The sequence below is a fragment of the Iodobacter sp. BJB302 genome (assembly GCF_002735645.1).
In the GTDB taxonomy this organism is placed as follows: domain Bacteria; phylum Pseudomonadota; class Gammaproteobacteria; order Burkholderiales; family Chitinibacteraceae; genus Iodobacter.
Map to the genome: position 1 here is coordinate 1 of NZ_PDZG01000051.1, position 14,049 is coordinate 14,049.

Genomic DNA, 14,049 nt, shown 5'->3' on the forward strand with positions numbered 1-14,049 from the left:
CCTGCTCGATGTAGCCCTGTGCATCCCAGTTCGGCACCACGGCCGCCCAGTAGAGCTGCCGCGTCCTGCGCAGCGTGCCGGTGATCTCGCGTTCCGGCTGCTCATCCGAGCGCACCGGCCGGTGCGCCACGTCGTTGATGCGGTCGCCCAGTTCGGGCACCTCACCGCGCACGTCCTTGATGGAGCGCATCGCTCCGATGCGCCACCGCGTCAGCACGAGATCCACCTGCGGGTAGGGCATCAGCACCTTGGCGAGCCGGGCAGCAGGCCCGATGTCGCCGATGGGCTGCCCGTACAGCAGGCGCTCGAAGTCGAAGAACAGGATCATGGCTTTGACTGCCATTCCGAGGCCCGCGCCAAGTGCAGACCAGCCATGTCCAGCTCGAACAGCAACCATTGGATGGCAGTCCATTCAATGTCGGCATCGGTACTGGTGACAGCGTGGACAGGTAGAGGACGGGGCAAGTGCAGGATCATGGCCTTTTCCTTCAAGCGGCTTGCAGCAGATCGTGCTTGCGCAGGGTCGCATGGGCCAGTCGGTCGAACTGCTCACGGGCCTCGGGCGTGAAGCCTTCCAGCGCTTCGCCGATGCGCCCAACAGCCGTCACCGGGTCGGTGGCGATGTCGGCCGACTGGATGCCGTGACTGTGCAGGTAGTCCATGCCCACCGGGCCGAGCACCTGACGGGTGTGCATTTCGAGGATGGTGTGGACGGGTTCAGGTGGCAGCATCTGGGCCGCCAGACGCGGGCGGATGTAGGTCAGAGACACCACGATGCCGATAGCCACGGAAACCACGTACAGGGCCATGAAGCCGCTGTAGCCCAGCGCCGGGGCCACGGCCTTGCCGACGCCGACGAAGGCGGCAAACACCCACGTCGTCGCGCTGATGGCACCCAGCACGGCAGGGAGCAGGGCCGCACGGTGCGGATCGTCCTGCGGCTGGCTGAAAAGAGGGAACACCCAGCGGTGCAGGGCGATGCCGTTGATCGTCAGCAGGCCTGCGATGGTGAGCTTGGCAAGCAGCTTGGGCTTGCCCCACAGCAGGGCCAGGTCAAGCCGAGTGTCCAGCAGGATGACGGCGAAGCCGGTGATCCACAGGGCGATCAGTGCCAAGGTCACACCGTTCGCGGCCTTGGTCAGCAGCTCGATGTTCACGCGGCGGCGGTAGAAGATGGCGAAGTCGCCGAAGGCCACGGCCGCGAAAGCCGCAGCGAAGGCCAACAGGTGAGCGAGGATCAGGCCCATGCGGGCGACGGCGGTCAGGTCGAGGTTTTCCATGTCGTTCTCCCGTGGGTGTTATTGAATTACGCGTTGAACGCCAGCGCGCTGTGCCCGGTCGCGGGCGGCGTCTACTTGCTGCCGTTTCACGGCGAGCTTCTGAGAGGTGTAGAGCGCCAAGAGGGCTTCCATGCGCTCTTTCTTCTGCCGGATGGCGGCGTTGAGCTGAGCTGAAACACCCTGAGCGCGCAGGTAGTCCACCCATAGGGCGCGGCTGCTCACCTGCGTGATCGACTTGTTCCATTCCGAGTCCGCGAAACGACGTTGCGCTTCGGTGCTCATCATCTCGGCCGGAGACATGGTTTCAAAGTCACCAATGGGCGGGGAGGGCAGTGAGCCATAGCCATCCGCATCGTTGAGCACGCTTGCCATCGAGGTCACGCCCTTGGCCGCTGCCTGCAAGGCGTCGCCATTGGCCGCCGCCACCTGAACCGGGTCGAACTGGGTGGTCGGTGGCACGCCCATCGGCGGTGCCGCGCCAAACAGCTTGTTGTACTGGGCCATCGTGTCGCTGCCCAGCACTGGGTACAGGCCGTCGTTTTGAATGGGGAAGGTCTTGCAGAAGTAGGGCGACGGGTCGGTCGCGTAATTGAAGGCCGTGCTCTGCTTGCTGATCGCGTTCGGGAGCTGCGCCGGGTTGAATGTCGGGTTCTTGTTGGCGTCTGCCGAGAAGGTCTTGGCGCGGGCGTCGTCCGCGTTGGCCACGCCATAGATGAAGTGCAGGTGAACTGCGCCGCCCGGCTTCATTCCGGTGGAACCGGCCCGGCCGATCTCCTGCCCGGCCTGCACCTTGTCGCCTTCCTTCACCGCGATGTAGCTCAAGTGGTAGTACACGGCCGACTGCCCGTTGTCCCGCTTGATGATGACGGTGTTGCCTGCGCTGCCGCGCAGCTTGGCCCATGTCACCGTGCCCGCCGAAGTGGCATACAGCGGCGCGTTTTGCCCGCTGGTGGAGAAGTCGAGGCCATCGTGCATGTGCGGCTTGGCATTGCCCGATCCGAAGTTGGCGGCACCACCCTCACGGAACTTGCCGAAGCGGCCAGACACTTGCTCCTTCGAGGTGGGCGACACCATGCAGGTGTCAGCGAATGCGCTGCCGCTGATCGCCAGCGCGATGGTCAAAACGAGCGGCTTGCGCATCTTTCGTCCTCAGTTGAAAAGACCAGCCGCCCAGCTCGTGAAGCTCTGCGGTTCAGTCGGTTGTTGGCTGGCCTGCGGCTGTACCGAGGTCGCGGGCGCGGTCTGCGCACCCTGCTGGGTGCTGGCCCCGGCGTTGAACACCGTCTGGTTCGCGCCGAAGGCGTTGGCGTTGACGCTGTAGCTGGATGCAGCCGAGGCGGGCTTGTAGCCGCTTCCGAGCTGGGGATCGAGGGTGCTCATCGAGCCACCTACGGCACTGTTGGCCATGCCGTTGATGTCGCTGAACGACTGGCCCAAGGTGTTCCACTGTCCGATGGCCTGATTGATCGGCGACGTGACCATGCCGCTGACCTTGCCAACGGTGCTGCACACCTTTTTCTGGGCGTACTTCAAAACCGCGTCCTGCGCCGAGGACAGGATCGAACCGAGCGACGGGATCGAGAACGACAGGTCGATGATCTGGCTCACGCTTGCGAAGCACGAGTCGTTCACGTCAAAGAGGCTTTCGACGTTCGGCGTGGCCGAGGCCATCTGGCTGTGCGCGCCGATGGCGGTCTTGATGTTTGCGCCGATGCCCACCTCGTCACAGTTTTTGAGGTCGTCCAGCATCTTCTGGTTCATCGCCGCGTCCACCGCCGCCATCTCCGACGAGACGCCAGAGCTGGCACTGCTGCCGCCCGTCGAAAAGGCGGAAGAAAACCAGTTGCCGCCGCTCTGGGACGCGCCTGCGCTGGCAGCCAGCACGAGTGATGCGCCCACCAGCACACCGATGGCGGGCTTGGTGAGGGCAGCTTTATTCATGGCCGCCTCCACGGATGCAAGCGAGCTGGACGGTGCCGGGCTGCGGTTCGCTGGCTTCGATCAGGCCACCCTTGACCTTGCGAATGAATCGCGGGCCGTCTTTCTTGAGGCTTGCGGCCTTCACGACTTCGGCCATCTTTGCCCCCACCGGCTGGACGGTGTACGAGATGCCTTCCTCTTCGTCGCCGTTGAAGATCGAGATCGAGGCGACCTTGAGCGACCCGAACACGGTCAATGCCTCGGGCAGCTTGTGGTCGCCATCGAGCTGACGGTTTGTCAGGCCGAAGGTGCCCAGCACCGACGCCACAGGGGGCAGCGCCTCACGGCATTCGATGGCGGCGCGCAGGACTGCCGAGGCCTTGGCCCAGTCACCGGCTGCGGGTGCATTGGCATCGCGCAGAGCGACTGGCATCTGCGCGCTGGCCAGCGTGGCGGCCATCAGGAGGGCGGAAGCGATCAGGGTGCGGGTGGCTTTCATGGTGAGTGGGCCTTTCAAGCGGCTTGGTAAGACACGGGCACGCGGTCACGGCCGAGAACAACGGAAACGAACTGGCGCAAGCCCGGCAGGTCGCCGAAAGTGCTGGCAAGACCGCCCGGAGAGGTCAGCACCCAGCGGTCGGTGCTGCCTGAAAGCGTGGCGTGCAGCTCATAGCCGTCATCGGTGGCCACGATGCGAGCGGTACGGACGGCGGCAGGGGTGACGCGGCGCACGCGGCTGTTGAGCTGGGTGGCACGCAGGAAGGTGATGGAAGGGCGGCGCATGAGGTGACTCCTTATGGGGTAGGGGTGGCTTCGGTGGCTTGCAGGCAGGCCCGGCGCGATTCATCGACGAGACGCATGACCACGGACAAACCAGCGAGCTGGGGGTTGTTGTGAGGTGCGGTGTGGATCAGGCCCTTGGCCATCGCCTTGTCGAGCCGGTCGGCGTACTTCACGGCGAAGGCGACCTTTGCCGCGTCGTCCCCTTGCAGGAGGGCATCCGCAGCAGCAGCAAGAATCTGGGCCATGCCTTGCACCATCTCGTTAGCGGCAGCGAGTTGCGGCTGCATCTCGTTGAGTGCTGCCTGACGGCCTTCTGCTACTCCCTGCTGGTAGCCCTCAGAGCGGCCCTGACGAAGCCCTTGGTGGCGTCCTTGGGTGTGGCCCTCGTCGTATCCGATGCTGCGCTCGGCCAAGGTTGCAGCTTGCGAACTCCAATAGTCTTCCGGCATGGTTCAGTCCTCCTTGTTTGGGCGCTGCTCACCAGCGCTGATAGGTTGATCGGCTGATTGCGCAGCCTCGTCACTCTGAGATGGCGAGGTGTCTTTGAGCGCCGAAATTCGGGCGTCAGCACCCTCCCGGAAGGCTGCGACACCCTCCCGTCCAACCATCGGAGCGGTACGGGCTAGCGCTTCGGCTGCTCCTGCTGCTGCTGCAACCGAACCTGCGATGACGCCGCCAACCGAGCTGCTGGCACCGCGCATGGCTTCACTGCCACGCTGACCAGCGGACTTGACGGCATCGACTGCACCCAGCACAGCATGACCAGCGGCCACCCCTACTCCGTCCGAAATCTTGTCCATGAATCGACGTTGTGGGGCTGCACTCTCTTGAGTGGGCGGTGTGTTTCCAGCGGAGAGCGGCGCAGCATTCGACGAGCCAGAGCTTGGTTGTGCGGTAGCTGTAAGGCTGCGGCTCGAAATGCCCTGGCTTCCACCGGCACCAGTGCTCTCAGCGGCATCGAGGGGAGGCGCAACACCTTGGCTACCTGCGTTAACAGGTGCTGCTCCTGCTCCACCACCACGAGGACGGCCACCACTCGGGCCGTCGCCGGGCAGTTGCCCACTCGCGCTACCGCGACCGCCACCGCCACCGCCACCGCCACGCGACTGGCTGTCGGCAAGTCGATCCAACGCTGCTTTACCTGCTCCGTGACCGTGCTGGCTGACTCCTGCGCGCATTTCATTTGTCGCACTGGTTGCGCCCAAGTCGTGCACGCCGACGTTGAGCCATGCGAGCACCTTATCCGGCAGCATTTGAGGCAAGCCGAAGATCATGGTCAGCACGGCACCCAGCAGGAAGCCGAAAGTCGCGTACCACGCAAAAAATTGCCAGAACTGAGCGAGGACGCCAGCCCAGCCCGTAGATGAGGCTACGTCACCCCGCATCGCAAAGAAGGCCTTAGCGATGTAGTCAACGATGGGGTCAGCGACGAGGAAAGCTGCGAACAGACCGATTACAGCCAGTGCAGGGCGCACGAAGAGCGCTAGCAGGAGCAGGTAGCCTTGCGCCTCCGAGCCGACGAAGGTTTGGCTTGGGCGCATGTGCATGACTGCCCACAGAGGGGCTGCTATGACGGTCTGAACCACGCCCAGCACCCAACCCACGACCGTAATCATGAAGATGGTGTATGGAAGGCTGGGAATCGCGACACCGAAGTAGTACGCGAGGTAGCCGACGTATTGGGCCATCTTGGCGATGATTGGTACTGGGACTTGGAGCGCCCAATCCCAGATGTCCGAAACCATGCCGTGCATATCGACACCGGCCAGCTTGGTCACGCCAAGCCCGTTGGAGACGACACGAACCCCAGTGATTGAGGTCTTGATCGTGAACTCGGTCGCCCACAGCATTGCTTGATACGAGTACAGCAAGTCTCCCGTCATCTTCATTCGCGAGACGGCATCGACCCCCGATCCGCTGCCAATGGTGAAGTCGGTGGCCTTCTGCATCATCCCGTTCATGAGCAGCGTGGCCTTGGTGCTCATGTCGGCATCGAGCGCGCCGACGTTGATGTCGGAGTTGCCATCTGTTGGCAACATGCTGGCGATGTCCTGCGGCTTAACCGAGGTTGAAGCGTCGTAGCCCTTGCCCGCTTCTTCTGACTTCTTGGAGATGGTTTCAGCGACGGTGGTGACGCTGTACTTCAAGAGCTTGGAGCGAGGATCATCTGGAAGGCCAGCTAGGGAAGGCGTGGTGACTGCACCCACAGACTCGCCCGTGATCGTGCTCAGTTTCGTGTGCAACAGGCCTACCCGCTGATACCAGCCACCGGCCATGGCCCAGCCGCCTTTTGTCATTTCATCGACAAAGGCCGTCACGCCCGCATTCACGGAGCTTTCGCTATTCGACACGCTGGTCGCGATGGCTCCTGCCACTTGATCCTCGCGGTTCTTCACGATGGCGTTGAACTGCGCAGACTGCACGTTCTCCCAGCCGGGCTGGTTGATGTCGCTGGGCATCGTGTTCACCCAGTTGTCGATGTCCAGCATCAGCCCTGTAGCGGCTTGGAGCTTCTGGGCCATCAAGGCTGCACGCATGCTGTCCAGCGCTGCCTGCGACCCTGATGTGTCGCTGTAGCTGCCGGACGGCGTGTAGGCCGTCAGCGTTACCGTGCCGCAGATCGGTTCACCGCCGCCCAGATTCGTGGCCGCATTGCGATCCTTGATGAAGAAGGTGTAGTCGGTGCGCGTGCCGGTGACAGTTTGCTTGTCGGCTGCTGCGGAGTTGGCCATCACGGCGGGGTTTCCCGCCGCGTCTGCGTAGATGGTGTTGGCAGCACGAGCGCAGTAAGCCGCTGCGAGGTACTGCTTCCCGAAGTCCCGCATTCCGTAGTAGGTGCCGGTCTGGTAGGCGGTGGCGACGATGCCATCGGGCTTGAGCACGCCCAGCGTCATGCCCAACTTGTACATGCCAGTCGCGAAGCCAATGCTCCACAAAGAGATCATCAGCACGATCATCTGGATGAAGCTGTAGCCAGAAACAGAGGGCAGTAGGACTGCCCCACCAGCCACGATTCGCACGGGCGTCCAGACCGTGCTCCACGCCTTGCCCATCGCCTCGCCATCGTTGGCGGTATTGATCGCTCCCATCGAAGCGACGTAGGACACGATGATCGATCCGACCACGAGGATGCCGGAGTTGAAGAAGCTGAACAGCGTCGCCAGCAAGTTGCTTGCTGCGGCAACGGTGTTCGGGTCTTGACCCTTCACCAGCACGTCAATGATCGGCCCAAAGATGTGTTGGAGGATGCCGACTGTCACGTCATCCGCAGGCGGTGAAAAAGGCATCTGGGCCATGCACGACTCCAATTCAGTTCTTTTGCTCTTGGGGGAATTTTAAGCGATACTGCATACAAGTGCAACTGTACGCAGAAAAAGCAAAAAACCTATGCTATTTGCGCGACACACATTGATTCACACACTGTTAGCACAGTGTTTGACACATTGTTGTTGTGTCATGGTTGCGCTAAAAATCGTCTTTTTTGAAGGGGTAAAAAATGCAGATTGAGTCTGTTTTCCGGGTCACGCAGGTGCCTGACGTGAAGGCTTTGGTTCTGGTCGCGCATGAGCGAGCGAAGGCGTTTGGCGCAAGGGTTGTGCGCCCTGTCAGAGCGCTCGGAACGCGCCTGAGTGCAGTCATCCGGCAACCGTGGTTTTTCCCGGCACAGGTCGCGGTGGTCTTTGGTCTGTTGTGGCTCCATCAGCATGGCTACTTGCAAGTGCCGGTGACGGTCTGCGACTGGGTACGACTCGGCAAGTAGCTTGTTGGCTGGCGAGGGAGGGCTGCTCCCGCAGTGCTCCCTCGCCATTCGCCGAATCAAGGCATCACCCATCCGTGCAGAGTCCCCTCTGCATCGACTTGGGGCAGGCACGCCCCGTTCCGAATCTTCCAACCGGGTGCGCTGCACCTTGCCACTTGCTGCAAGCTCCCTGCGAGTGCGAGCCTGTATGCCAATTGCCCCTCTGGTGTGTTCGCCCAAGCGGCAGCGGCTGTCTCATTGCGCGCTACCTTGATGGCTGCGCCGTACCCGGCTTCTCTGCCAGCGTCGAAGCACACCCAGCCAGTTACCAGTAGGCTGATCGCGGCTGCTGCGATTCCTGCTCCCAAGGCCTTCCACTGCTGCTTCTTCGCGGCGTCGGAGGCCACTTGGTTGACCGCCTTGCCGAGCTGCTCCACAAGGTCGCCGTGTGCCAGTTGCGCTGCTGTCGCGGCGATCTTCTCGGTCGTCTCTTTTGTCTCACCGACTGCTGCCTTGGCCGCTGCCTCGATGCGTCCCGGCACGCTGCTGTACAGCCCAAGGTAAAACTCAAGCACGACCATCAGCGTCATGATCGCGTCGTTCTCGCGCACGTCGAGAACGTCCATGACTCGCTCAAGCCGTCCAACCTCTTCGGCTGTCGGCTTCCGGTGGAAGGCCGCCTCATACGCGGCAGCAACCGCCAAGGTCATGACATCACCTGACCAAGTGTCTTGAATGCTTCGTCACGCCACCGGATCAGTTCTGCGCGGTGCCCCAGCGGCATCTCCTTAAATGCTCCTTGGATCGTGAGGCGTTGCGTTGCCATCTGGTCTGCCACCCTGTCAGCTAGATCGGGGAAATCCAGCGTGCGACCGCCGCCCTCTTCGATCCGCTTCTTCAGTTCGCTGCCGTTGTAGAGCTGGAATTTTTCAGCGCTGCCGTAGTACCCGTTACGCACTACATGCACTTGATGGTCTGCCCCTGCTGGCATTGCATCAAGGTAATCTGCGAGAAGTTCGAGGCTGTCTCTTTGGCGGTTGATGACCCACAGCGTCACCATCGTCCGACCGAGTTCCGCCAAGGTGCTTTTCAGCGTTTGCCCGTACCGTGCAACCCCTGCGCTATTCCGGGCGGCTGTATTCACGATGACTGGCACGCCACGGGCCTTGTCGAGCGAGTTAATCATCTCGATCCACCCGTCCGCTTCGTCAAGGCTCAGGGCCGCGCACTGCACTGTCTCCACGTGCGCCTTGAAAACGTCTGGATTCGCGTCGTCGGTTTCAATCACAAAGGGTTCGATCCCGCGCTGCAAGAAGGCGTCTATCAGGGCCGTCGCCACCATGCTTTTTCCGGTGCCGCCCTTGTTCCCAGCGCACAGATAAATCTTGTTCATTTCGTTGCCTCCTTAGATTCGTTCGCGATCAGGGCGAGTAATTGCGGCGGTTGCGCTGGTTTTGCTTCCCGGCGCTTCCGATAGGGATGCAGCAGCACGTTCGCCGATGGACTGTGCGGGCGGCTGGACTTGATTCCCGCCATTCGCTGGTTGTGCTGACGGTGTGCTGCTCAGAGCGGCGGCGGTTGGTGCGGCCTTGCGCTTTGGCGAGCGTTGCTTGCTCCCTTGCTTGCTCGCAGACCCAGCCCGTTGCAGGTAGGACTTGAGCGTCGGTGCGCCAATCTGCAAATCGTCATCGGTCAGCAGGGCCGCAATCTGTTCGAGGGTGTAGCCACGCTCACGCATGGCGGTGATCTCGCTGGTTAGCAGCTTGATGCTCTCTTGCTTGCTGATCTCTCGCTTCTTGTTCTCCACAGGAGGCATTGCCCGCAGCTTGGCTGCGATGGCCTCCACCTTTTCAATTGTTATTGCCATGCCTGCTCCTTTGCTTAAAAAACCGTCTTTATTTTGGCCTCCTTTTTTGTGCTTCGCAAGTTGTAAAGCGTTGTCGCTGTTGAAGTTCTTCCCATAATAGAAATTATGGGAAACGTTTAGGACTTGCAAACGCATACACAAAAACCCATACTATGCGCATCGCCGCGAGTAGCTTTTTTGCTTCCACCCGGAAAGGAAAGCTGCCCCCATCGCGATACGTACCGTGTCCAAAGGACGTAACAGGATGGCCCTTGTCGAACACATGCCGCTACCGCTCCATGTGCCCGCCAAGGGACGCCGTGTCCTCGACGCTTGCGCGTCTCGATCCGTGGCTCATCCCTCCTGCCCTGCCGGGGGCCGGTGACAACGATGTAGACAAACAGACACACCCCGCCGCCCACCGGGGCCAATTGAAGGAGCCAGCGATGCCGTTTGAGGTCAAAGAAGGAGAGCCGCTCACCGAGCGCATCGGTGTGCGTCTGACAGCCTCCGAGAAGGTGAAGTTGCGGGCAGATGCTGACGACGCAGGCCTGTCGGTGAGTGAGTTGGTCAGGCGTAGGTACTTCGGTCGGAAAATCGTGGCGCGTGCCGACGAAAAAATGATCCGGCATCTGAACCGCATCGGCGGTCTGCTCAAGCACGTCCACATCGAATCCGGTGGCACCTATAGCGTCGAGACGGCGCGTGCGTTGAGGCAGGTCTATGCGTTCATCGACCAGCTCGCCAACAAGGGAGCTGACCAGTGATCCTCAAGTTGATCCCTCTCGATCTGGATACGGCCGGTCGCAAGTCCAAGGCGACCAACATCGCTGACTTGACCGACTACATCGCCGTGCCCGATGACGCGGCCCGCCTGACCCGGCTGGGGTATCACATCGACCAAGATGGCGTGATTCACGGCGGTGACGGTGAGCAGCCTGAGAAGGTGCTTTACCTGACGACGCGAGGGTTCAACACAAGTACCTTCAAGGGGCAGCAGGCCGAGATGACCGCCCTTGCAATGGAGTGCAAGAAGTCCAAGTACCCGATTCAGCACTGGGTGGCTAGCTGGCCCGAGGACGAGCAGCCGACACCTGAGCAGGTGGAGGAACTGCTGGACGTGTTCCTTGAGCAGCTTGGGCTTGAGAAGCACCAAGTCATTGCGGCGCTACACCGCGACACGGACAACATCCATTTGCACATCGCCATCAACAAGGTCAACCCGGAAACCTATCTGGTCGTGAAGCCCGCGAAGGGCTGGTGGAAAGAGGCGGCACAACGCACGGTTGCCATCATTGAGAACCGCCAAGGTTGGCGGCCGGAGCGACGGGCACGCTACACGGTGATGGACGATGGCACCGTTGCCCGTGTTGGCAAGTTGGATGGCGTCCCCACTGTCCCGACTCGTGCCGGTGACATGGAGAACCGTACAGGCCAAAAAAGCGCGGCGCGGATCGCCATCGAAGAGGCTGGTGAACTCATCCGGGCTGCATCGAGCTGGGCCGAACTGCACCAAGACCTCGCCGAGCGAGGTATGCGCTACGTCAAGGCCGGTGGCGTGGGCGCGCATATCTACGTCGGCGATCAACCTGTCAAGGCGAGCACGGCGGGCCACTGGTGCAGCCTACCGAAGCTCACCAAGCGGCTTGGTGCGTTCGAGCCTGCTGCCTCTGCCGTCGTGGCTGTAGAGCGCAAGCCTGAGCCGCTGCGGCCAGACCTTCCCGGCTGGGATGACTACATCACCGCCGCGAAGCATCACCGTGCGGATATAGCTCGCAAGTTGCGCGAAGAGGACGACCGTTACAAGCGGGAGATGGCCCGGTTCAAGGAGCAGAAGGCGGCTAGTAGTGCAGCCATCGCCGCCCAGAACTGGAAGGGCAGAGGGGAATTGCTGAACGCCATGCGTAGCGTTGCCGCTGCCGAGGCCAAGCAGGTCGAGCTGGAAATCCGGGAGCGGCATCAGCGCGAAGCAAAGGCGCTGCGGGACGCCCGCGAAGCATGGCCCGAGTACAAAAAATGGCTGTCCAAGTGGTTCAGCCCCGAGGAATCGGGTGACTTCCGCTACCACCGTCACGAGCCGCTGCGCCTTGAGGGTGATGGAGACAACGAGGCCTTGCCGCGCGATCTCCGTGCCTTCACGGGCGAGATTGTTGGCAGCGCGGTGGAGTACCGACGCCAAGGGGCGGCGGGGGGTGTGTCTGAGGAAGTGTCATTCACCGACCACGGCCGTCGCATCGACGTTCAAGAGGCCCATGACGATGCTGCGACCTTGGCAGCGTTGCAGCTTGGCGCTGCCAAGTGGGGCAAGGTTACGGTGTTTGGCTCGGAGGAATACAAGGCCACCTGCGTTCGGCTGGCTGCGGAGCACGGCATCCGCATCGCGAACCCCGAGCTGCAAGCGCAGGTGGAAGCGGCCAAGGAAGCACGCAAGGCAGCACGGGAGGAAGCAATGCGCACGCCCCAGATGAAGCTCTTTGAGCAATACCACGCAGCCATTGGTGCTGACAGGTACACGCTCACGTCGATCAAGATGGCGGCTGACCATCGCAAGGCCTTTGTGCTGGGGGGCAAGGACGGCGTAGAGGCAGCAGCGGTGGAGCGGCGGATGCGTGAGCTGCTGCGTTTCCACGCTCGCGGTGAAAACCTGTACTACACGCCTCGCAGCGAGAGGATGCACCATGTGCTGGTCGATGATCTGAGCGATGCCAGCCTGCGCCAGATGCTCGCCGATGGCTACCGGCCTGCGGTGGTGATGGAATCCAGTCCGGGCAAGTTGCAGGCCATTTTGAACGTGCCCAAGTTGGGCCGCGCGGACGATCAGGATGTGGGCAATCGCCTCATCGTCGCCCTGAACAAGCAATACGGCGACCCGAAGCTGCAAGCCTGCATCCATCCGCACCGTGCGGCGGGGTTCGAGAACCGCAAATGGGAGCCGGGTGCGCCTGCGCCGAAGTACCAACGGCCAGACGGAACCTTCCCCGTGGTGGAGCTGCGGCACGCCGTGGCTTGCACATGCGACAAGGCATATGCAATGAGCTGTGTCGTCGCTCGCCAGCTCGACGAGGAAGTCCGGGTGGCACAAGAGCGGAGGCCTGCCGCCCCTGCTGCGGTACGCACTGCGCTCCCTGCCAATGCCTACGAGGCTCACTACCGTGACATCACTGCGCGCCACAAGGGCGACGGGATTGACCTGTCGCGCGTGGACTCCATGATCGCCCTGCGTCTGCGGGCTACCGGGCACGGTCAGGATGAGATCGCAACCGTGCTTGAGGCCTGCGCGCCGTCGATTCGCACCGCCGACGAAGGCCGAAACTGGCATGACTACGCCCAGCGGACAGCGCGGTACGCCTTTGGGCCTGACGGCTCACGGATGCTGGCCAAGATCGAGCGTTACCGCGAGGACTTCCTTCGGCTTGAAGGCCGTGATCCAGCCCTTGAAGGGCCAAGGATGGGTGCTTGATGCCGCGCGCTGAAACGCTCACACCTGCACTGCCGCAAGGCTTTTCGGCCGACGAGCTTGCAGCCGCTGCCCGCTGGGTGGCTGCGCGCATCCGTCCTGCTGCAAGTACGCGCAGCATTGCCGCCACGCTCGAAGCCTTGCAGGCGGTCGCGCATCGTGCCCGCCGTGGCCCTGTCTGCATTCCCGACCTGCTGCCCGGTTCCGGGCTTGAGGTGCTGCACATCCCGGCCTCGCAGTCGGGCATGGGCCAGTTGGCCAGCCTGACCGGCGAGATCGACCAAGCAGCTTTGCTCGCCATCGGCCGCGCGCTGCGCGCCGAGTTCGTCGCTAGCGGCGCGGACATGCTGCGACTGGAGGCCGACGATGGCGCGGAGCTGATCGTGTACGCCATCGAGGTGCGGGCTATCGTGATGGCCGCAACTGGCGTGCAGTTGGTAGAGACTACGCCGCAATGAACCGAATGCTTTTGTTGTTGTGCTTGTTGCCTGTGCTTGCCGTCGCTGCGGACATCGAAGGACAGGTGATCGCCATTGCGGATGGCGACACCCTGACGGTACTCCACGGGCGCGAACAGGTTAAGGTGCGCTTGACTGACATCGACGCGCCGGAAAAGGCGCAGCCCTTTGGTCAACGCGCCCGGCAATCGTTGGCTGAACTGTGTTTCCACGAGCAAGCGAGAGTTGAGGACAGGGGGCGTGATCGCTACGGGCGCACGCTGGGCCGTGTGTGGTGTGCGGGTGTTGATGCCAATGCGGAGCAAGTTCGACGGGGCATGGCGTGGGTGTACGACCGCTATGTCACCGACCGGACGCTCTATGCCGCGCAGGACAAGGCACGCGCAGAGCAGCGCGGTCTTTGGAGCGAAGGCACCCCTACCCCTCCGTGGGAATGGCGGCATCACGCTCATAAGTAGGTATATACATACCTATGTTTGACGTTCGGCAAACGGTGGTTTGTTGGACAGTCGCCGCAAGGGGTGGTTTTGCCTGTCCAAACTGCCGCCCGGCTGTTAAAATTGGCG

The 14,049-nt window shown here is 62.1% G+C and carries 16 protein-coding genes; 5 read left to right on the forward strand and 11 right to left on the reverse strand.

Features of this window, described 5'->3' with window-relative positions; all coding sequences use genetic code 11:
- The 8 genes from CSQ88_RS15445 to CSQ88_RS15480 form a co-directional block, all read right to left on the reverse strand.
- A partial coding sequence (locus CSQ88_RS15445; RefSeq protein WP_180273677.1) for a hypothetical protein occupies nt 1-343 on the reverse strand: 343 nt, incomplete at its 3' end.
- A 145-nt stretch (nt 344-488) separates the two neighbouring features.
- Nucleotides 489-1,280, reverse strand: coding sequence for a hypothetical protein (locus CSQ88_RS15450; protein WP_099398985.1), 792 nt, complete (start codon nt 1,278-1,280; stop codon nt 489-491).
- Between the two features lie 18 nt (nt 1,281-1,298).
- Nucleotides 1,299-2,420, reverse strand: coding sequence for a M23 family metallopeptidase (locus CSQ88_RS15455; protein ID WP_099398986.1), 1,122 nt, complete (start codon nt 2,418-2,420; stop codon nt 1,299-1,301).
- 9 nt (nt 2,421-2,429) lie between these two features.
- Nucleotides 2,430-3,221 (reverse strand): hypothetical protein, encoded by a 792-nt coding sequence (locus CSQ88_RS15460; protein WP_099398987.1) that lies wholly within the window; start codon nt 3,219-3,221, stop codon nt 2,430-2,432.
- Nucleotides 3,214-3,699, reverse strand: coding sequence for a hypothetical protein (locus tag CSQ88_RS15465; protein WP_099398988.1), 486 nt, complete (start codon nt 3,697-3,699; stop codon nt 3,214-3,216). The genes CSQ88_RS15460 and CSQ88_RS15465 overlap by 8 nt, the downstream gene beginning before the upstream one ends.
- A gap of 14 nt (nt 3,700-3,713) precedes the next feature.
- Nucleotides 3,714-3,983, reverse strand: coding sequence for a hypothetical protein (locus CSQ88_RS15470; RefSeq protein WP_099398989.1), 270 nt, complete (start codon nt 3,981-3,983; stop codon nt 3,714-3,716).
- A gap of 11 nt (nt 3,984-3,994) precedes the next feature.
- Complete coding sequence (locus tag CSQ88_RS15475; protein WP_099398990.1) at nt 3,995-4,432, reverse strand: hypothetical protein; 438 nt, start codon at nt 4,430-4,432, stop codon at nt 3,995-3,997.
- A gap of 3 nt (nt 4,433-4,435) precedes the next feature.
- Entirely contained in the window at nt 4,436-7,279 is a 2,844-nt protein-coding gene (locus CSQ88_RS15480) for a DotA/TraY family protein (RefSeq protein WP_099398991.1), read from the reverse strand.
- A 200-nt stretch (nt 7,280-7,479) separates the two neighbouring features.
- Here CSQ88_RS15480 and CSQ88_RS15485 point away from each other — a divergent pair, with 200 nt between their 5' ends.
- Nucleotides 7,480-7,743 (forward strand): hypothetical protein, encoded by a 264-nt coding sequence (locus tag CSQ88_RS15485; RefSeq protein WP_099398992.1) that lies wholly within the window; start codon nt 7,480-7,482, stop codon nt 7,741-7,743.
- Nucleotides 7,744-7,799: 56 nt separating this feature from the next.
- Here CSQ88_RS15485 and CSQ88_RS15490 read toward each other — a convergent pair whose 3' ends face one another.
- The 3 genes from CSQ88_RS15490 to CSQ88_RS15500 all read right to left on the reverse strand — a co-directional run bounded on the left by CSQ88_RS15490 (nt 7,800) and on the right by CSQ88_RS15500 (nt 9,724).
- On the reverse strand, nt 7,800-8,348 hold the full coding sequence (locus CSQ88_RS15490; RefSeq protein ID WP_257212628.1) for a hypothetical protein: 549 nt from the start codon (nt 8,346-8,348) through the stop codon (nt 7,800-7,802).
- Between the two features lie 80 nt (nt 8,349-8,428).
- Nucleotides 8,429-9,115: a protein mobD gene (locus CSQ88_RS15495; protein WP_099398994.1), complete on the reverse strand. Its 687-nt coding sequence runs from the start codon at nt 9,113-9,115 to the stop codon at nt 8,429-8,431.
- 12 nt (nt 9,116-9,127) lie between these two features.
- Nucleotides 9,128-9,724 carry a hypothetical protein gene (locus tag CSQ88_RS15500; RefSeq protein WP_257212629.1) on the reverse strand — a complete coding sequence of 199 codons (597 nt, stop codon included), beginning with the start codon at nt 9,722-9,724 and terminating at the stop codon, nt 9,128-9,130.
- Nucleotides 9,725-10,014: 290 nt separating this feature from the next.
- On the opposite strand from CSQ88_RS15500, the gene CSQ88_RS15505 reads away from it, so the two are divergent.
- The 4 genes from CSQ88_RS15505 to CSQ88_RS15520 are packed head-to-tail and all read left to right on the forward strand — an operon-like array spanning nt 10,015 to nt 13,941.
- Nucleotides 10,015-10,335, forward strand: a complete 321-nt coding sequence (locus tag CSQ88_RS15505; protein ID WP_099399020.1) for a MobB mobilization protein — start codon at nt 10,015-10,017, stop codon at nt 10,333-10,335.
- Nucleotides 10,332-13,028 (forward strand): TraI/MobA(P) family conjugative relaxase, encoded by a 2,697-nt coding sequence (gene traI, locus CSQ88_RS15510; RefSeq protein ID WP_099398995.1) that lies wholly within the window; start codon nt 10,332-10,334, stop codon nt 13,026-13,028. Before CSQ88_RS15505 ends, traI begins: the two co-directional genes overlap by 4 nt.
- Nucleotides 13,028-13,483, forward strand: a complete 456-nt coding sequence (locus CSQ88_RS15515) for a hypothetical protein (protein ID WP_099398996.1) — start codon at nt 13,028-13,030, stop codon at nt 13,481-13,483. The genes traI and CSQ88_RS15515 overlap by 1 nt, the downstream gene beginning before the upstream one ends.
- Nucleotides 13,480-13,941, forward strand: coding sequence for a thermonuclease family protein (locus tag CSQ88_RS15520; RefSeq protein ID WP_099398997.1), 462 nt, complete (start codon nt 13,480-13,482; stop codon nt 13,939-13,941). The genes CSQ88_RS15515 and CSQ88_RS15520 overlap by 4 nt, the downstream gene beginning before the upstream one ends.
- Nucleotides 13,942-14,049: the final 108 nt, after the last annotated feature.

Excerpts from the sequence above, each read along its gene's own strand:
- CSQ88_RS15455 (WP_099398986.1), bottom strand. The coding sequence starts at position 2,420 with ATGCGCAAGCCGCTCGTTTTGACCATCGCGCTGGCGATCAGCGGCAGC.
- CSQ88_RS15475 (WP_099398990.1), bottom strand. The coding sequence starts at position 4,432 with ATGCCGGAAGACTATTGGAGTTCGCAAGCTGCAACCTTGGCCGAGCGC.
- CSQ88_RS15490 (WP_257212628.1), bottom strand. The coding sequence starts at position 8,348 with ATGGACGTTCTCGACGTGCGCGAGAACGACGCGATCATGACGCTGATG.
- CSQ88_RS15520 (WP_099398997.1), top strand. The coding sequence starts at position 13,480 with ATGAACCGAATGCTTTTGTTGTTGTGCTTGTTGCCTGTGCTTGCCGTC.
- CSQ88_RS15480 (WP_099398991.1), bottom strand. The coding sequence starts at position 7,279 with ATGGCCCAGATGCCTTTTTCACCGCCTGCGGATGACGTGACAGTCGGC.
- CSQ88_RS15465 (WP_099398988.1), bottom strand. The coding sequence starts at position 3,699 with ATGAAAGCCACCCGCACCCTGATCGCTTCCGCCCTCCTGATGGCCGCC.
- CSQ88_RS15500 (WP_257212629.1), bottom strand. The coding sequence starts at position 9,724 with ATGCGTTTGCAAGTCCTAAACGTTTCCCATAATTTCTATTATGGGAAG.
- CSQ88_RS15495 (WP_099398994.1), bottom strand. The coding sequence starts at position 9,115 with ATGAACAAGATTTATCTGTGCGCTGGGAACAAGGGCGGCACCGGAAAA.
- CSQ88_RS15485 (WP_099398992.1), top strand. The coding sequence starts at position 7,480 with ATGCAGATTGAGTCTGTTTTCCGGGTCACGCAGGTGCCTGACGTGAAG.
- CSQ88_RS15505 (WP_099399020.1), top strand. The coding sequence starts at position 10,015 with ATGCCGTTTGAGGTCAAAGAAGGAGAGCCGCTCACCGAGCGCATCGGT.
- CSQ88_RS15460 (WP_099398987.1), bottom strand. The coding sequence starts at position 3,221 with ATGAATAAAGCTGCCCTCACCAAGCCCGCCATCGGTGTGCTGGTGGGC.
- CSQ88_RS15515 (WP_099398996.1), top strand. The coding sequence starts at position 13,028 with ATGCCGCGCGCTGAAACGCTCACACCTGCACTGCCGCAAGGCTTTTCG.
- CSQ88_RS15450 (WP_099398985.1), bottom strand. The coding sequence starts at position 1,280 with ATGGAAAACCTCGACCTGACCGCCGTCGCCCGCATGGGCCTGATCCTC.
- CSQ88_RS15470 (WP_099398989.1), bottom strand. The coding sequence starts at position 3,983 with ATGCGCCGCCCTTCCATCACCTTCCTGCGTGCCACCCAGCTCAACAGC.